The organism is Solibacillus daqui (assembly GCF_028747805.1).
Classification (GTDB): domain Bacteria; phylum Bacillota; class Bacilli; order Bacillales_A; family Planococcaceae; genus Solibacillus; species Solibacillus daqui.
In genome coordinates this window covers 1,518,300-1,534,060 of sequence record NZ_CP114887.1, presented here as the reverse complement: position 1 = coordinate 1,534,060, position 15,761 = coordinate 1,518,300, and the positions used below count along the sequence as shown (strand labels likewise).

17 protein-coding genes are annotated in these 15,761 nt (G+C 38.4%); 3 read left to right on the top strand and 14 right to left on the bottom strand.

Annotated elements, in window-relative coordinates:
* Window positions 1-212: 212 nt before the first annotated feature.
* The 6 genes from O7776_RS07300 to O7776_RS07275 form a co-directional block, all read right to left on the bottom strand.
* Window positions 213-743 (bottom strand): GNAT family N-acetyltransferase, encoded by a 531-nt coding sequence (locus O7776_RS07300; RefSeq protein WP_274309929.1) that lies wholly within the window; start codon window positions 741-743, stop codon window positions 213-215.
* 484 nt (window positions 744-1,227) lie between these two features.
* The gene (locus O7776_RS07295; RefSeq protein ID WP_274309928.1) at window positions 1,228-1,413 is read right to left on the bottom strand and encodes a cysteine-rich CWC family protein; all 186 of its coding nucleotides are present in this window, start codon (window positions 1,411-1,413) and stop codon (window positions 1,228-1,230) included.
* 5 nt (window positions 1,414-1,418) lie between these two features.
* The gene (locus O7776_RS07290) at window positions 1,419-2,306 is read right to left on the bottom strand and encodes a hypothetical protein (RefSeq protein WP_274309927.1); all 888 of its coding nucleotides are present in this window, start codon (window positions 2,304-2,306) and stop codon (window positions 1,419-1,421) included.
* Window positions 2,296-2,793 (bottom strand): RNA polymerase sigma factor, encoded by a 498-nt coding sequence (locus O7776_RS07285; protein ID WP_274309926.1) that lies wholly within the window; start codon window positions 2,791-2,793, stop codon window positions 2,296-2,298. Before O7776_RS07285 ends, O7776_RS07290 begins: the two co-directional genes overlap by 11 nt.
* 120 nt (window positions 2,794-2,913) lie before the next feature.
* Window positions 2,914-3,393, bottom strand: coding sequence for a nucleoside 2-deoxyribosyltransferase (locus O7776_RS07280; protein WP_274309925.1), 480 nt, complete (start codon window positions 3,391-3,393; stop codon window positions 2,914-2,916).
* 13 nt (window positions 3,394-3,406) lie between these two features.
* Window positions 3,407-3,910 (bottom strand): DUF1648 domain-containing protein, encoded by a 504-nt coding sequence (locus tag O7776_RS07275; protein ID WP_274309924.1) that lies wholly within the window; start codon window positions 3,908-3,910, stop codon window positions 3,407-3,409.
* Between the two features lie 103 nt (window positions 3,911-4,013).
* On the opposite strand from O7776_RS07275, the gene O7776_RS07270 reads away from it, so the two are divergent.
* Window positions 4,014-4,664 (top strand): DedA family protein, encoded by a 651-nt coding sequence (locus O7776_RS07270; protein ID WP_274309923.1) that lies wholly within the window; start codon window positions 4,014-4,016, stop codon window positions 4,662-4,664.
* 81 nt (window positions 4,665-4,745) lie between these two features.
* Here the strand turns inward: O7776_RS07270 and O7776_RS07265 are convergent, their stop codons facing one another.
* The 6 genes from O7776_RS07265 to O7776_RS07240 form a co-directional block, all read right to left on the bottom strand.
* Window positions 4,746-5,228, bottom strand: coding sequence for a chemotaxis protein CheW (locus O7776_RS07265; protein WP_274309922.1), 483 nt, complete (start codon window positions 5,226-5,228; stop codon window positions 4,746-4,748).
* An 11-nt stretch (window positions 5,229-5,239) separates the two neighbouring features.
* Window positions 5,240-6,349: a M20/M25/M40 family metallo-hydrolase gene (locus O7776_RS07260; RefSeq protein WP_274309921.1), complete on the bottom strand. Its 1,110-nt coding sequence runs from the start codon at window positions 6,347-6,349 to the stop codon at window positions 5,240-5,242.
* 69 nt (window positions 6,350-6,418) lie between these two features.
* Entirely contained in the window at window positions 6,419-7,399 is a 981-nt protein-coding gene (locus O7776_RS07255) for a hypothetical protein (protein WP_274309920.1), read from the bottom strand.
* A 54-nt stretch (window positions 7,400-7,453) separates the two neighbouring features.
* Window positions 7,454-8,146 (bottom strand): AIM24 family protein, encoded by a 693-nt coding sequence (locus O7776_RS07250; protein WP_274309919.1) that lies wholly within the window; start codon window positions 8,144-8,146, stop codon window positions 7,454-7,456.
* Window positions 8,147-8,198: 52 nt separating this feature from the next.
* Window positions 8,199-8,933 carry an AAA family ATPase gene (locus O7776_RS07245; RefSeq protein ID WP_274309918.1) on the bottom strand — a complete coding sequence of 245 codons (735 nt, stop codon included), beginning with the start codon at window positions 8,931-8,933 and terminating at the stop codon, window positions 8,199-8,201.
* Window positions 8,934-9,001: 68 nt separating this feature from the next.
* Window positions 9,002-9,568, bottom strand: a complete 567-nt coding sequence (locus tag O7776_RS07240) for a GNAT family N-acetyltransferase (protein ID WP_274309917.1) — start codon at window positions 9,566-9,568, stop codon at window positions 9,002-9,004.
* Window positions 9,569-9,866: 298 nt separating this feature from the next.
* On the opposite strand from O7776_RS07240, the gene O7776_RS07235 reads away from it, so the two are divergent.
* The gene (locus O7776_RS07235) at window positions 9,867-10,514 is read left to right on the top strand and encodes a MerR family transcriptional regulator (RefSeq protein ID WP_274309916.1); all 648 of its coding nucleotides are present in this window, start codon (window positions 9,867-9,869) and stop codon (window positions 10,512-10,514) included.
* Between the two features lie 102 nt (window positions 10,515-10,616).
* On the opposite strand, the gene O7776_RS07230 is transcribed toward O7776_RS07235, so the two are convergent.
* Window positions 10,617-13,019 (bottom strand): excinuclease ABC subunit UvrA, encoded by a 2,403-nt coding sequence (locus O7776_RS07230; protein ID WP_274309915.1) that lies wholly within the window; start codon window positions 13,017-13,019, stop codon window positions 10,617-10,619.
* A gap of 451 nt (window positions 13,020-13,470) precedes the next feature.
* Here O7776_RS07230 and O7776_RS07225 point away from each other — a divergent pair, with 451 nt between their 5' ends.
* Window positions 13,471-14,268 carry a M15 family metallopeptidase gene (locus O7776_RS07225; protein ID WP_274309914.1) on the top strand — a complete coding sequence of 266 codons (798 nt, stop codon included), beginning with the start codon at window positions 13,471-13,473 and terminating at the stop codon, window positions 14,266-14,268.
* 340 nt (window positions 14,269-14,608) lie between these two features.
* Here the strand turns inward: O7776_RS07225 and O7776_RS07220 are convergent, their stop codons facing one another.
* Window positions 14,609-15,637 (bottom strand): NAD(P)/FAD-dependent oxidoreductase, encoded by a 1,029-nt coding sequence (locus O7776_RS07220; protein ID WP_274309913.1) that lies wholly within the window; start codon window positions 15,635-15,637, stop codon window positions 14,609-14,611.
* Window positions 15,638-15,761 lie beyond the last annotated feature (124 nt).

The following is a 15,761-nucleotide window of genomic DNA, read 5'->3' as shown; positions in this document are numbered from 1 at the left end:
AAAAAAATGAAGAATTAAGTGAAAATGGCATAATAAAAAAATAATTTTACAAAATTAGTTGTAGTGAAGTGGCAGGAGCACCGATGCCTGAAACTACTGGCTCAGGCCGGACCCGGAACGGAAACCAATTTTTTATCGCATCAAAAAAATACAAATTTTCTCCGTGGAGAAAATTTGTATTTTTGTTTTGTCCCAGCCTCGGGAATTCTATATCAATCTGTTTTTAATAACGAGTACATATTGATGTCAATAAAGTTCCCTTTAGATTTTTCGTACTGTCTAAGCGTTCCTTCGAATGTGAACTTAAGTTTTTGTAAAACCTTGATAGAATTCACATTTGCAGGTTCCACCTTTGCTTCGATTCTATTAAGTTTCAAAGTTTCGAAAGCATAATTAAGTAATGCTCTGATACCTTCTGGAGCATACCCCATGCCCCAATAGGCTTTAGCGATATCATAACCAATTTCTGCCTTAGCATTTTCAAAGTCTAATGAATTAAATCCACACGTACCTATTATCTCGTTAGATTTCCGTTCAACCATGCTGAACCGTATAGCTTCATTAGCCTTAGCCAAATTCTCAAGAAGTTCAATCATTTCTTTTGCTTGAGCTTCTTGTGTAAAGCTAGAGATGTTCATGAATTTAGTTACATCTGGATCAGACCAAATTTTAAACAAGCTATGTGAGTCTGAAACTTCCATTCTTCTTAAATGCAATCTTTGCGTGTGTATTTCTTTTATCAATACGTTTTACCTCCAATATTTTTAATCCGTTAGATAAAAAATATTGCCATCTGCGCATAGTTCAGTCCCTTCCAGATTGTATGCTCATATGTTACCAAGAGTAAGAAACATTAGCAAATACCTTTGACACCTTCTCATTATGAAATACCTAAAAGATTTGTTTAGCATTTCTATAGACAAAATTACTGAGTACTTTGAGGATACGTAATTAAAATTGACTAACAAAAAATGATTAGCCACTATCGACCATAATCACGCCATACAATTGAAGAAGTACTGATCAATTGAAGTTTCAATTTGTCATAAACAGCTAAAATAATTCTTCAGACAATGCAAATAATTCCTTTTCAGTTTCTTTCTCCGAACTAATTTTATTAGTGTCGTTAGTTGAAGAGACCCGTTGCTTTAACTTTGGTAACTAACTTTTTCATTTTCTCCTTTGCCATTTAATAACACCTAGCCAAAATCGACTAGGTGCCTCTAATTACTCTGCAATTACACGATATTTCTCCACACAAGCCGCGCAAATGCAGCTTGTATTTTTTAATCCTTCTGGCACAAGCTCTCGCACATGTTGTGGAATTTTCACTGTCATACACCAGCAATTTTGTGCATCCTCAACATTACATGCATTTTCCCCCTGACAAAGCGGGCATTGATTTTCTGACATTTTCCTCACCTTCCCCATATAAGAAACACTACAACAATGATTACAAGTGCAATGATTCGTAATTTCTCTACTCTTAGTATTACTGGATTAGTCACTTCACGTTTGATTGCCCACCACATTAGATACGCTAAAGCTAAAATGATTAACAATAGCAATGGGAAGTACAACAATCCAATTTTAAATACATAATAAAATACTGCTAGCATCGTCACTGTGTAGATGGCTAATGCGACATTCTTTGACTTATTATTCACAGGAAGTTCGATTCTCCTACGATTATAAAATACTGCTATACCGCCAATTAAACCCAAAATCAAAGGCGGCATTAAATAAATCGGCAATTTCTTCGAATGATGTGCCGCGAACAGATCCGAATAAATCGCTGTTGGCATTTCTTCAAAGCCTGGATAGTACACCTTTTCATCCACATCATACAAATAGCTTGAATCAAATTCAAATCGGCGCTGCTCTCCGTCTTCATAAACTACTATTATTTCATAATCACCATACATTTTAGATGTTGGCGAAACGATTGGCAACTCATTAATATTTTCAAATAAAAACACTAGGCTTGCCGTTGTGACATTTTCCATCCCTATATAATTTGTTGACGGCTTTGCACGGAAATCTTGATCAGTATCCTCACTTTCATATGAATAAATTGCCTGAATCGAATTAGAAGCCGCCTGCTGTGTATGCTGTAATGAAGTGAATAGTAAAAAGCTACCGAGTGCAATTAATAAAAGAACAAAGCTAAACTCACCTAAGCGACTACCGAGCCAATTCCACTGCTCTTGCGGTTTCTTATCGTCTAATTTCATACGAATATTATGCTGTAATTGTTCATTTACAGGATGGTTTTGTAGCTGTTGGAAGTTTTCTTCAAGCTTCATCGTAAGCACCTCCTAGAATTTGTTCTAATCTTTTCATTGCACTGCGCTGTGTATTGACGACCTTCATCGCTGTTAGTCCTAAAATCTTGCACGTTTCTTCAATTGAGCGTTCTTCAATTTTGCGGTAAATTAGGATTTCACGCTGTAAAGGCTTTAGCTGCTGCAATGCTTCAAACAAAGCTTTGCGCTGTTCTTGCTGAAGCAACCAATCTTCGGGTACATATGTAACTTCTTGTTGCTCATGTCGCTGTGAAAATGGCAGCCACTTTATGAGTGCTTTTCTGCGATAATAATCATATACAAGATTGCGTGCGACTTGCCGCGTATACACTTGCGCATTCGCAACCCGATCTAAATTTTTGGCCTTATAAATGCGTAAGAACGTTTCTTGTGTTAAATCCTCTGCCAGTTCAGCATTTCCGACCATGTAGCGAATAAAAACATATGTCGAATGAAACTGCTTATTGTACAGCTCCTCAAAATCCATGTGCGTCACCTCTCTTACCTTACTAGACGAACAAGTTATTAAAATATGTAAAATTTTTATAAAAATTTTAATGTACAAATAAAAAAGCCATATCCCCTAAGAAATACAGCATGCTAAAAATTATTTACCTAACTCTTTTACCTGCGCCACAACGTCCTCAATCGTTGTTGCAATCACACCATTTTGCTTAATCAACCCTACAACGAATAAATTGCGGTAAATAAATTGATTTTCTATACCATCCGCAATGAGTGCCTCAATTTTCTTAGCATTCGTTCTTCCTTGCTGACGTACATCGCTAAATAGCGCCACAATCGGACGGTTAAGCATTGCAAACGCACCAATTTCTGCGGCAACACCTGAATCAATTTCTACTCCATCAATTACGGCAATTAACACGTCGCTCTCTTTTAAACTATTTAAATCCGCTTGCGCAATGGCTAAGCTATCCGCGTAGGCATTTTTATCATTAATTGCATCATTTTCTTGTGGTACGTAAAGCTCGATTTGTGGAATCGCTGCACGTAATTCGCGTGCTAATAGATCATTGACATAACGATCCCCAATTGAAAATAGTCCATTTGCTAAATAAGCCTTCATTTATAACACCTCATCATTTTATTTGAAACGTTTTGTATATCTTGTAGCCAAGTACAATAAACAGCAAACCTAAAATCATGTAAAATAGCCAACCGAGTGAACTGTCATGTCCAAGTGCAATCGAAGTGACCTCAAATACCGAATATGTAAATAGCACATTAATAATATTACGCATATAATTCAATGTTTGACGGCTATTAGTGTAAAAAGCGGCTGCGTTCTTTTCATTAAAAGTTGCTGGATAGTTATGAGTTTCTGGGAACTTTTCTAAAACAAACAGAAAAAAATGCAGTCCAATTGCGATGCCAGGTAATATAAGCAACTCCCATTTCGAGCCCCAGCGATCGACCTGTCCATTTGCCCCAAAATGTGCTGGTACTTGAGAAGGTAGGTTACTCCAATTGACAATTAGCACGACAAACATCGTTGCAAGCGCTAAATACCCTACTATATCAAAGCCACGCTCCGATTTTGTTTTCGGAATGTGTAGCTTTGGTTTTGTTGAATCATTAAACAATTTTTCACCCCAGTTTCACGAAAATTTTCAGAGCCGAAACAAACAAAATTTCCAAAATTCGGCTATACTATTACATATTAATAATCATTGAAAGGAAACTACTATGCTGCTTGAAATCATCCAATTTCTACGAGAAATCGACCAAGTCATTTTTCATTACATAGAGGAACTTGGCATTTATATATATTTGCTGTTGTTTGCTGTTGTATTTACAAAAACCGCTTTCGTTATTTTAACATTTTTACCTGGAGATAGCACCGTATTTACAAGTGGTACCCTAGCCGCGCTTGGAAAGCTTGATTTAATCGTTTTATTTATATTGTTTATTGTTGCAACCACACTTGCCGATAGCAACAACTATTTCATCGGTCGATCCATACGAAAAATCCCAGCTCAGCACAATTTATTTATGAAAATCGTATCTGAAGATAAAGTACAAAAAGCGCAGCATTTCCTTGAGAATTACGACCGAGTTGCGATTACATTTTCACGCTTTGTGCCACTAATGCGAACAATGACGCCATTTATTTCTGGCTACACCAACTTCTCGTATAGTACGTTTTTACGCTACAACTTTGTCGGAGCTATTATTTGGACAACCGTGTGGCTAGCTGGCGGCTTTGTCTTGGGGAATGTTCCTTGGGTTGAGGATAATTTAGTACTTACACTTGGCATTATTTCAGTAATCGTCTTTGGAATTACTGGGTTTGCTTACATCAAACAATTTAGAAAAACTCAAGTCGCGACAAAATAGGTCCAGCAGCTTCCCTGAAAATCATACTTTGTTTCTCAATAAAAAGAGTACAAGACCGATATCTTGTACTCCTTTTTTCATTTATGCCTTCACATCTTCATTTTCCAGCATTTTATGTAAATAATTAATTATCTCACGAATGCCTTCTAATGAATTGACTAATATGTTGGGATCAACACAAGAAATCATACGATCTTCAAGGTTGGCAACGGCTGTGAAATATTTAGTCTTTTCATAATTTACAAGCCCCATTTGCTTTAAAACACCGTTTTCAAAATCAATGATTTCACGTGCATCGGCTACTAATAAACCATAATTTACAATGTCTGTTGATAGAACAATTACTTTTGACGTCTCTGTATTCGTTGGGCTATTGTATAAAATACGTCCAAAATCAATTATGGGTGTTAACTCGCCTCGAATGCGAGAGAAGCCTAGCAAGTAGTTTGGCAAATGTGGAATCGGCGTTACACGCTCTAACTTTTCAATTGAAACGACTTGCTCTACCGGAACTGCATATTCTTCTTTCCCACATAAAAAGACAACTGCTTTTTCAAAGCTCATCTATTCACCTCTTATTTTGTTGTTTCTACAATAATTTGCTCTAGTAAATCTGCTAACTTTTCTAGCTCTTCTACTGGCATTCTTTCGTTTGTTGTATGGATTTCCTCATAACCAACTGACAAGTTGACAGTTGGAATACCAAAGCCTGCAATGACATTGGCATCACTACCACCACCTGAAATACCTAACTTTGGCTCACGTCCAACAGCTTTTGCTGCAGCCTGTGCGATTTGAACAACTTTATCTTCTTCAGTTACACGGAAGCCAGGGTATGATAATGCTACTTCTACTTCAGCACGTGCCCCATTTTCTAATGCTACACGTTCAAATGTTTCTTTCATATGGGCTGTTTGAGCGTTCAATTTCGCTTCATCGATTGAGCGTGCCTCTGCGAAAATAGTGACTTCATCACACACGATGTTTGTTGCCTTACCGCCTTCAAAACGTCCGATATTCGCAGTTGTTTCTTCATCTAAGCGACCTAGCTTTAACTGGGCTACTGCTTTTGCTGCTACAGTAATGGCAGAAATCCCTTTTTCAGGTGCAACACCCGCATGCGCCGTTTTACCGAATACTTTGACATTTACTTTTGCTTGGAATGGCGCAGCTACAACGATGCCGCCTACTTTACCATCACTATCTACGGCAAAACCATATTTTGCGATAATGTTCGCTGGATCTAATTCCTTTGCACCTACTAAACCACTTTCTTCACCAGCTGTAATAATGAACTGGATTGTCCCGTGTTTGATATTTTTTTCTTTAATGCGACGTGCCATTTCGAAAATTGCAGCCATACCTGCTTTATCATCCGCACCTAAAATCGTTGTTCCATCTGAGTAAATATAGCCGTCTTCACGAATTTCAGGCTTAATGCCAACACCCGGTACAACTGTATCCATATGCACTGTGAAGTAAATTGGCTCGATTTGATCGTCACCTTTTAATGTTGCGATAATATTCCCAGCACCATGGCCGTTACGTGTATGTGCATCGTCCTGGAATACATCAAAGCCCATATCCTCTAATTTTTGCACTAAAATGGGTGCAATCACTTGTTCATGTTTTGTTTCAGAATCAATTTGTACTAATTCTAAAAATTCTTCTACTAAACGACTCATTTTACAAGACTCCTTTGATTTGGTTTTACTATTAAAACCCCTATAAAATATACGACTTATTTTACGCCTCTATTTTTCAAAAAACAATGCTGATTCATCGGAATTAAGAATCGCTTCACGTTCCGAAAAAAGTTCAGCTTCTTTTTTGAGTGCAACCGTTAATTTTTGATGTAATTCACGCAATGTGTTTGCCACATCATCTTGAACGCGAGAAATTTGGTTCATGGCTGTTGTAATCTTCGAATGGATCGACCAATCTGTGAAAATATTATCGAAGAAGAAGTCGGTAAATTTTACAAAGCCGTCCATACCGATTTCAATTGTATCGTCCCTCATGTCTTTTACATCTAATAACTCATTGCTAAAGCGTTGTAGAGCCATTTGTGCGGTATGAATATAGCTGTTTGTCGTTTCTAGTTTTTCATGCTTCATCGCTGTTGCAATAAAGCCACCGCCTAAAAATGTGTCCCATGTTGAATATGAGTCAGCCTCATGTAACGCGTAGCCGGCATCTGTTAATGCGCTTAACGCTGTATTCCCAGCATCGATTGCTTCTTGAATTTCTTTTGTAAGCTGTTTGCATAATGTTTGTTGCTCAGCAATGAATGTTAGTTTTTCCGCAAATTGTGGTGCATTTTCCGCTAGCCACTGCTGCTTTTCGTTGTTTAATGTTTGCAGCTCTTGTTCAATATACGACTCATTGATTGCATTTAGCTTATGAACAATATCAACTACATCGTCTTGTAAATCTTCTAGCATCAATTGTGCCTCGATCAGCTTTAACTCAGTAACCGCAATTTTGTCTAAATTTTGCTCGATTAGCTCATCCTGCTTACCTGACCAATTGCGGAATAAATTGACGAACGATGACTGATCTAATTTATTTAATGCTTTACGCGCCTGCTGCATTTCTTGTTCAAAATGCTCAATTTCACGTTCTGCATGCTTCATTAAACGTTCTACGGTTGTTTGTTTTTTATGTAGCTTTTCGGCTTCTAGTAATTGAAGTTTATAATTTTCTGTCGCAAGCTGTAGCTGTTGCCACTCCATGTCAACGCCCCCTCTTAGTATTAGTTTATACCGAAATATGGGAACTGTCTAAGCTTATTGCTGTGAGGATAGGTATACTTCCTCAAATGGCTGAATAATGACAAAACCCTCGCCCGAAAATGCCATTTGAATCGATTCATTACTGCCGCGCCCGATCAATGTGCGCATCGTAATATCTGTCGTGAATTCTGGTGTTAAATTACCTGACCAAGCGACCGTCGCATTCGGATCTGTGTATACTTTATCTCCTGGCTTAACGAGTAATGTTAGTGGCTCAAAATGTGTCGTAATCGCAACCAGACCATGCCCCTGCAAAGTCACATTAAATAAGCCACCTGCTAAAATACCTGCCATTTTACGCATTAATTTAATATCCCAGTTAATCCGATTTTCAAAAGCCAGTAAATCATTGCCGTTAACACATAGACTTTCACCATTTAGCTCAAAAATCGTCACCTTTTTCCCCTGATCTGCTAAATACAAGCGGCCATTACCTTTTGCGCGCATAAGCGGTGTGCCCTCTCCTGTTAACGCCTTTTTGAACAATTTCCCGACACCGTGCTCTAACATACGCTCACGCTCGAATTTAATTGAACCTGTATACGAAATCATCGAGCCCATTTTTGCCCATACTTCACCGTTTAAATTGACCTCTAATACCCGCTCTGTTTCTAATTCGAAAAAGTCATTTTCCTGTTCATCCTGCTTCGTTTGTTGCACAAATTGTGATATTGAATATTTACCCATACTTTCCACACCCCTTTTTATACTCTACGATTCAACATTCTAGAAGATTCATTTATTCCTCTTCATCCTCGAATAAGTCAGCAAGCATTTTTTCGCGGTGCTGTAAAAAGTAAGACGTCACCTGATAATGCTCCGTTTGTTCGTAGTCAATTTCCTCAACACCATTCTCATGAAAATGATAAATACGAGCTCCTGGATAACCGAGCAAAATCGGCGAATGAGTTGCAATAATAATTTGCACATTGCCTTCCTTTAATAAATCATGTAACAATGTCAAAAATGCGAGCTGCCTCGTCGGAGAAAGTGCCGCCTCTGGTTCGTCAAGCAAGTAAATCGCATTGGCTTTAAAGCGGTGCTGAAACAGTGAAAAAAATGATTCACCATGCGACTGATGATGCAACGATTTTCCACCATATGAACGGTAGCCATTCCGATCAGTCTCATCAACATGTGAGGCAAACTGATAAAACGTTTCCGCGCGTAAGAAAAAGCCATTTGTCACTTTCGGCCACCACGCTAGCTTAATGAATTCACCAAGTGCAGCGTCAGATTTATGTACATCAAACGCCTGAAAATTTTGCGTGCTGCCCCCTGCAGGATTAAAGCCGATTTGATCTGCAATCGCTTCGAGTAACGTCGATTTACCCGCACCATTTTCACCAACAAAAAATGTGATGGGCGCATCTAAATCAAGCTCATCTAAATGTCGGACAAACGGAATGGAAAATGGGTATTCACGGTAATCATGTATGAGTTCCTTTTTAATTCGGGCTGATTTCAAAAACATGTCATCGCCCCCTTTTTATTTATAGTAGTAAAACGCTCATATTTTTCTGAGCGTTTTAATGAGTAATTTTATTTGGAGTTTATGTAATAGACTAAATGGTCAGTCCACTCTTCATTTTCATATATAAACCCTTTACGAACACATTCTAACCCCATTCCAACACTTTCAGCTAAATTCATAGAAGCTGTGTTATCTAAATTTATGTGCGCTTCAATTCGGTGGAATGCTAAATGCTCAAAAGCGATGTTAAGTGCTCCTTTTACCGCTTCTTTGCCGTAACCTTTTCTCCAATACTGATTATGAATTGTGTAGCCTATTCTTCCCCATTGGAAGTCACCCCTAGCTAAAGTTGAGAAATCCACCATCCCTAAGTGTGTACCATCTTCTTTTTTGAACACGCCAAAAACGTGAGCAATATCTGTCAAAGCTAATTCCTGATGATTATCAACTAATTTAACAAACCATTCAAACGTACATTCGCTCATATCAACTTTTCCTTCATCGTGTCTGTGTTGAGACGGTTGACGATTTTCGAATTCATTAAGCCAATTTTTATAATCTTGCGTTTTCAATGGTCTTATTACTAATCTTTCTGTTTCTAAAACAATATCAAATCTTCCATCACTTAGTAACATTGTAAGCACCTACTCTTAAATAATCTTTCACTACATCGAAACACGTACCACCATTACAATTTTACTTTATTTTAACATAAATTCCTTATTTCCCTTTAACATAGTAGTTCATTTGATATTAAGTGAACTACCTCAAAAAACATCTAAACTATGACACTTCGGGATAATTGATTAAAAAATGATAAATCTTCGCATGTTTATGGAAATTGCGATATCTACCCCTTCACATCACCACTACTTTAGACGTATAATTCATAGTGATATACAATATTTTTTTGATATTCAAGGAGTTTTTACTATGCCCGCTATTTATGCGACGGGTGCAATTGCTGAACAACTTGGAATTAGCAAAGCATCCCTACAACATTACATGACCATTTTAGAAGAAAATGGATACGAGGTTCGCCGCAATAGCCGGATGCATCGCCAATTTTCAGATGAGGATTTTGTTATGTTACGTGCCTTTTTAACATTAAATAAAGAACATGGCTACAAGTTAAAAGAAGCTGCACAAATTGTAACTGAACCATCCTTTAAACCAGATGAACATTTACAGCACACTATTGTTCCCGCAGTACCACATGTTTCACAATTTGAGGATCTATCAAATTCAATGCAGCTCCTCGCTACCCATGTTCATGGCATTGAACAGCAAAACATGCAGCTATTAACATTAATTAAAGAACAGCGTACGCAAAATGAGCTGTTAATTGACCAAAACCACACGTTAAAGCAACAGCTTGGTGCCATGATGCAGCACATTTTAGAGCAGGCAAACGAACCAAATCCTGCCCAGCAACGGCAGCTTGATCGTGTCGAACAACAAAACAGTGCCATTATGAATGTTTTGAATAAACTAAACGTCGCACAGAATCAAATCACAGCATCAGTTGAACAACAACCTGAAAAGCAGTCAAAAGGATTATTCAGAAATTTGTTAAAGTAGCGATTTACTGTCAACAATACGAATACTCCACCCAAAAAGTTACTACTTAAAGGGGATGCTCCAGAATTACTTCTGGGACATCCCCTTTTCAATTCTCCAATATTATAAAAATTCTCGCATGATGGACTGCTTATTACCTTTAATTTCCTCTGGTGTTCCTGTCGCAATGACTGTACCGCCCTTATCACCACCTTCTGGACCAAGCTCAATTAGATAATCAGACTCTCGAATGATTTGCTCGTTATGCTCCACAACAATGACGGTATGCCCCTCCTCAACCATTTTGTTCAGTAATATAATAAAGTTTTCAATATCCACCGGATGTAAACCTGTTGAAGGCTCATCAATTAAAAATAGATTTTGTTGCCCTTTCACACTAAGTAGCTCTTTTGCCAGCTTCAAGCGCTGACCTTCCCCACCTGAAAGGGTCGTCAATGATTGACCCAACGTAATATAGCCAAGTCCTACTTCAATTAGCAGTGAGAAAATCTTTGTTAGCTTTTTATCAGCCTGTAAAACCTCTGCTGCCTCTGTAATTGACATATCAAGCATTTCTGAAATCGAATAGCCATGCAACGTAACGTCTAAAATCTCATCCTTAAAGCGCTTCCCATTACAAACTGGACACACAAGCTCGACATTATCGAAAAACATCATATTACTTGGCACAACACCAAGCCCTTCACAATGGTCACAGCGCCCACCTGCTGTATTAAAGCTAAAATGCTTGTTCGTGAAGCCCTTTTCCTTTGCTGACGGTTCCTTTGCGTACAAATTACGTAACACAGTAAATGCATCTGTATAGGTTGCAATATTCGAGCGTCGCATACGTGAAATCGATGCTTGTTGTACTGTAATAACTTGGTCGAAATCATCAAATGTTTCATTGGCAAGGACATCAAAAATTAACGTAGATTTCCCCGAGCCCGACGCCCCTACTACTGTAGTAAAGCATTGTTTTGGGAACTGGACCGTTACATTTTGCAAGTTATTTTCCGATACTTTTGCTAGCGTAATATAACCATTTGCTTGACGCGGCTTTGTATTTAATTCGACAGGCTTTTTCAAATAGTTACCTGTAACGGATGTTTCTGTATCCAATAGTTGAGCTAACGTCCCTTGTCCAATCAGCTCTCCACCAAATATGCCAGCGCCAGGGCCAATATCTAAAATGACATCTGCCGCCTTCATAACATCCGTATCATGCTCAATGACAATTACCGTATTGCCTAAATCACGCATCCTTTTCAAAATGTCAATCATTCCAAGCGTATCTTTTGGATGCAGACCACTTGTCGGCTCATCTAGTAAATAAATAACCCCTGTTAACTCTGAATCTAACGTCGCCGACAGCTTAATTTTTTGCTGCTCCCCGCCTGATAAGGTAATTGTTTGACGATCTAGTGTTAAATAGCCAACACCTACCTTTAGTAAGCGCGCTAATTTTGTCGTCATATCAAGAATAAAATGACCAACATAGGCACGCTCGCTATCGGTTAACTTTGCATTTAGTGCATCAATCCAGGCCGCTAAATGTTCTAATGAATAATTCGATAGCTCCGGTAAACGCTTATTATTAACAATGGCTTGACGACTCTCTTCACGCAATCGCTCTCCGTCACATGCACTACATGTTGATTTTTTGAAATATTGCTCTACCTCCGAATCACCGTTTTTATCGGCAAATCGACGCCATAATAGCGGCTCTATCCCTTCAAATCGCCCTTTCGTCACATTTTTTGGCACGCCCTTTTCTGCATCAATATTGGCTGCCTCTGCCCCTTTGATAAGGAGCGCACGATGCTGCTCGGACCATTGATTTAATGGAACATTCTGCACATCGGCTAACCCATAAAAGGCAAATCCATTTTTTAAAATATTTATAACATAATCACGATAGCCTTTATCTAAAAAATGCACAGCTCCGTCTTCCAATGGCTTAGTTTCATCAAGCACCTTGTCCCAATCAATTGCAACTTCGACACCTAGTCCTGAACATGTCGGACAGGCGCCATCTGATTTATTGTAAGAAAAATGTGCGCGTGTTAACTTCAATTGCTTACTATCACAGTGCGGGCACTGCACAAATGTCTTATATTCTCCATGGGCGATTTCTGTAGCCTCTTTCCCCTCATGCTGCGCGAACACCTTACCACAGTCACTACATGGGCGCTCACTAATTTTTTCGTACACCATACGCAAATCGGTATAAATATTCGTCAACGTACCGACTGTTGAGCGCGGATTTTTGTTTGTTAAATGCTGATTTATTTGAATAGCTGGTGAAATGTTGCGAACCGCCTCAACATCTGGCTTTTGAATGCCTTGATAGCCAATTGCCTCCATATATTGACGCTGACATTCTTGGTATAATGTGTCCAGCACCAATGTCGATTTCCCCGAGCCTGAAACACCAGTCACACAAACGAGCTGATTACGTGGAATCGTTACTGAAATGTTTTTTAAATTTCCTTCGTATGCGTTTTCAATTATTATCTGATTCATACATTCACCTCTATATCAATTTAGTAGCTTACCATTATTTCATAAGCGCACGTACTGTATCTATAGTAAAGAACATTCTCGATGCGTACAACTGCCATTGCCATTTATTCGAAATTGCTTACGACAAGGCGAGTATCAACTTAATCAATTACGCCGAAGCTATCTTTAGTCCAGATTTTTTTCAAATTCGGGGCCACAGGACGTGGGTCAGTCAGCCGTTGTCACACGATGTGACGTCTTTAGGCTGAATTCCTCTTTAAAACCCCTCTAAAAAATTTGCGACATCCGCCGGGGGCCTAGCTTGATTCATCCCCTACATATAAGTAGGGGATGAATCAGTTAAGTTTGGACCAAAATGAACCTTTAGTATACCTTCATAAATTCTTAAGAATTTCCATCGCATAATATTAAGTTTTGTACTTTATGCTAGTATCAAAGGAGAGTTATCAATATGAAAAAACTATTATTCGCCATTATAATTGCCGTTATTGGCTATCAATTTTTCACAAAAGAGCAAGTTGCAGCACCTGACTTACCTCAAACAATTCCACTCGAATCCTTTGCGATTTCAAGTGGCGATCTTGTATTAGTTAATCGAGACACCCAGTTGCAGCAAGACCCAATAAACCTAGCTCAAATACCGACAGACATCGCTGCAAATGTTGTTGTCGATTCAAATTTTTTGCTTGAAAATCAGGTCATGCAGCCGTTAAAACAGCTTTTCGAAGCCGCACAGCAAGATGACATTCATTATTTTATTATTAACAGTGCCTATCGGAGCGGAATATTACAGCAGCAATTATTCGAGGAAAATGGTGCTGCCTATGCGCTACCTTCGGGTTACAGTGAACATCAGACAGGGCTCTCACTCGATATCGGCTCTACTGCAGGGAAAATGGAAAACACCGCTGAAGGAAAATGGCTCGAACAAAATGCCCCGAAATTCGGCTTTATTCTACGTTATCCGAAGCATAAAGTCGACGTAACCGACATCAATTATGAGCCATGGCATTTTCGCTATGTTGGCTTACCGCATAGCGTGACGTTGCAGGAAAAGGATTTTGCGCTTGAAGAATACATTAGTTATTTAAAAAAGGAACAATCCTATACAACAAAAGTAAATGGCACAACGTATTTCGTACAGTATACGACGAACTCGACAACTGTAAACATCCCGAATACAAGCAACTTCAACGTTTCAGGTGACAACAAAAACGGCTATATTATTACTTCAATTATAGAAGAATAGTGTGGAGGTTCATCACCATAGTTTTGGGATGAACTACGTTTAAGGATAAATGGTGATTCGAGCGTATATTTTGAAAAGCGCGCACATCCTCATTAAATTCGAGCATAAAACTCAAAAAGCGCGCATACTTCACGTGAAACGGAATAAATTGTATGCCCTTATCAATTTTTAACTGCTGTTTGAAAAGATGAATCGTCGTGTATCCATTTAGGATGCGCGACTATTTTTATAGTTAAAAATTCGTCGCTAAACCATAAAAAATACCTGTAGTGAGGACACTCTCTTTCAAGTGTCCTCACTACAGGTATTGCATTATCCCACACGGCTTTGAGCCTAATGGTTATTTCATATCTACTAAAATTTTTTGATTACGATCTCTAAACTTCTCATTATGCGAAGACACCATCGCATAGCTATTGGCATCTGGCTCTAAATATTTCTTCGCGCTATTCACTGCTAGCACCGCATCGTTAAATGTTCCAACTAACAAATACACCTTGTCCGAATACGCAACAATATCACCTACCGCAAAAATACCTGGAGTTGTCGTCTGACATTGTCCTTCGCTTTCAAAGAGTTGATTGTCATTACGCTTCGGTAAAATTCCTTGTGCAAAATCGAGTGACACTTCGCGGTTATAGCCATGGCAAATAATAATATCATCCACCGTAACCGATTTCTCTACATCCCCTTCACGAATGACAACATGCTCAATTGCTGTTTTTTCATCATTTGAAATTAGCGACTGAATTTCGGTATTTAGTAAAATTTCCACGTTATGCTCTTTTAGTTTTTTCACCTGTGCTTCATGGGCTTTCAATTCGTCGCTGCGATAAATAACCGTAAGCTTTTTCGCAATCGGTAATAGCTCCACTGCCCAGTCTATCGCCGCGTTGCCACCACCTGAAATTAGGATATCCTTACCAGCAAAGCGCTCAATTCCGTTAATTGTATAATGTAAGTTTGTCATTTCATACTTTTCCGCACCTTCAATTTCAAGCTTGATTGGTTGGAAAATACCACCGCCAATTGCGATAATAACCGTTTTCGAATAATGCTTTTCCCCATTATTTGTTGAAATGACAAAAACATTATCTTGTTTTTCGATATGCTCTACTTTTGTATTTAGGCAAACAGTAGGTTCGAAAGTCATAGCCTGCTCGATTAATTGTCCAATAAATTTTTCTGCAACAATAGGTGGTTGTCCACCAATATCCCATAGCATTTTTTCTAAGAAAATATTCACTTTCCCCCCTAAATACGGGTGAAATTCGATAATTTTTGTTTTCAAATCGCGCATACCACTGTAAAACGCACTATATAATCCAGCAGGACCTCCGCCGACAATTGTTACATCAAATACTTCCATATTGAACACTCCAATTAATTCAATTTTTTGTTCAAGTTCACTTTATCAATATAACTTCTCCAATAGATGACATTGATAATCTTTATCATTAAGATAACGTTTATTAAATAACTTGTCAATATTA

Bases quoted from the DNA above. Each gene is read 5' to 3' on its own strand.
- O7776_RS07240 (WP_274309917.1), bottom strand. From the start codon at position 9,568: ATGTTACTAAGTGATGGAAGATTTGATATTGTTTTAGAAACAGAAAGA.
- O7776_RS07285 (WP_274309926.1), bottom strand. From the start codon at position 2,793: ATGGATTTTGAGGAGCTGTACAATAAGCAGTTTCATTCGACATATGTT.
- O7776_RS07290 (WP_274309927.1), bottom strand. From the start codon at position 2,306: ATGAAGCTTGAAGAAAACTTCCAACAGCTACAAAACCATCCTGTAAAT.
- O7776_RS07250 (WP_274309919.1), bottom strand. From the start codon at position 8,146: ATGGGTAAATATTCAATATCACAATTTGTGCAACAAACGAAGCAGGAT.
- O7776_RS07230 (WP_274309915.1), bottom strand. From the start codon at position 13,019: ATGAATCAGATAATAATTGAAAACGCATACGAAGGAAATTTAAAAAAC.
- O7776_RS07265 (WP_274309922.1), bottom strand. From the start codon at position 5,228: ATGAGCTTTGAAAAAGCAGTTGTCTTTTTATGTGGGAAAGAAGAATAT.
- O7776_RS07260 (WP_274309921.1), bottom strand. From the start codon at position 6,349: ATGAGTCGTTTAGTAGAAGAATTTTTAGAATTAGTACAAATTGATTCT.
- O7776_RS07235 (WP_274309916.1), top strand. From the start codon at position 9,867: ATGCCCGCTATTTATGCGACGGGTGCAATTGCTGAACAACTTGGAATT.
- O7776_RS07255 (WP_274309920.1), bottom strand. From the start codon at position 7,399: ATGGAGTGGCAACAGCTACAGCTTGCGACAGAAAATTATAAACTTCAA.
- O7776_RS07245 (WP_274309918.1), bottom strand. From the start codon at position 8,933: ATGTTTTTGAAATCAGCCCGAATTAAAAAGGAACTCATACATGATTAC.
- O7776_RS07280 (WP_274309925.1), bottom strand. From the start codon at position 3,393: ATGAAGGCTTATTTAGCAAATGGACTATTTTCAATTGGGGATCGTTAT.
- O7776_RS07295 (WP_274309928.1), bottom strand. From the start codon at position 1,413: ATGTCAGAAAATCAATGCCCGCTTTGTCAGGGGGAAAATGCATGTAAT.
- O7776_RS07270 (WP_274309923.1), top strand. From the start codon at position 4,014: ATGCTGCTTGAAATCATCCAATTTCTACGAGAAATCGACCAAGTCATT.
- O7776_RS07220 (WP_274309913.1), bottom strand. From the start codon at position 15,637: ATGGAAGTATTTGATGTAACAATTGTCGGCGGAGGTCCTGCTGGATTA.
- O7776_RS07225 (WP_274309914.1), top strand. From the start codon at position 13,471: ATGAAAAAACTATTATTCGCCATTATAATTGCCGTTATTGGCTATCAA.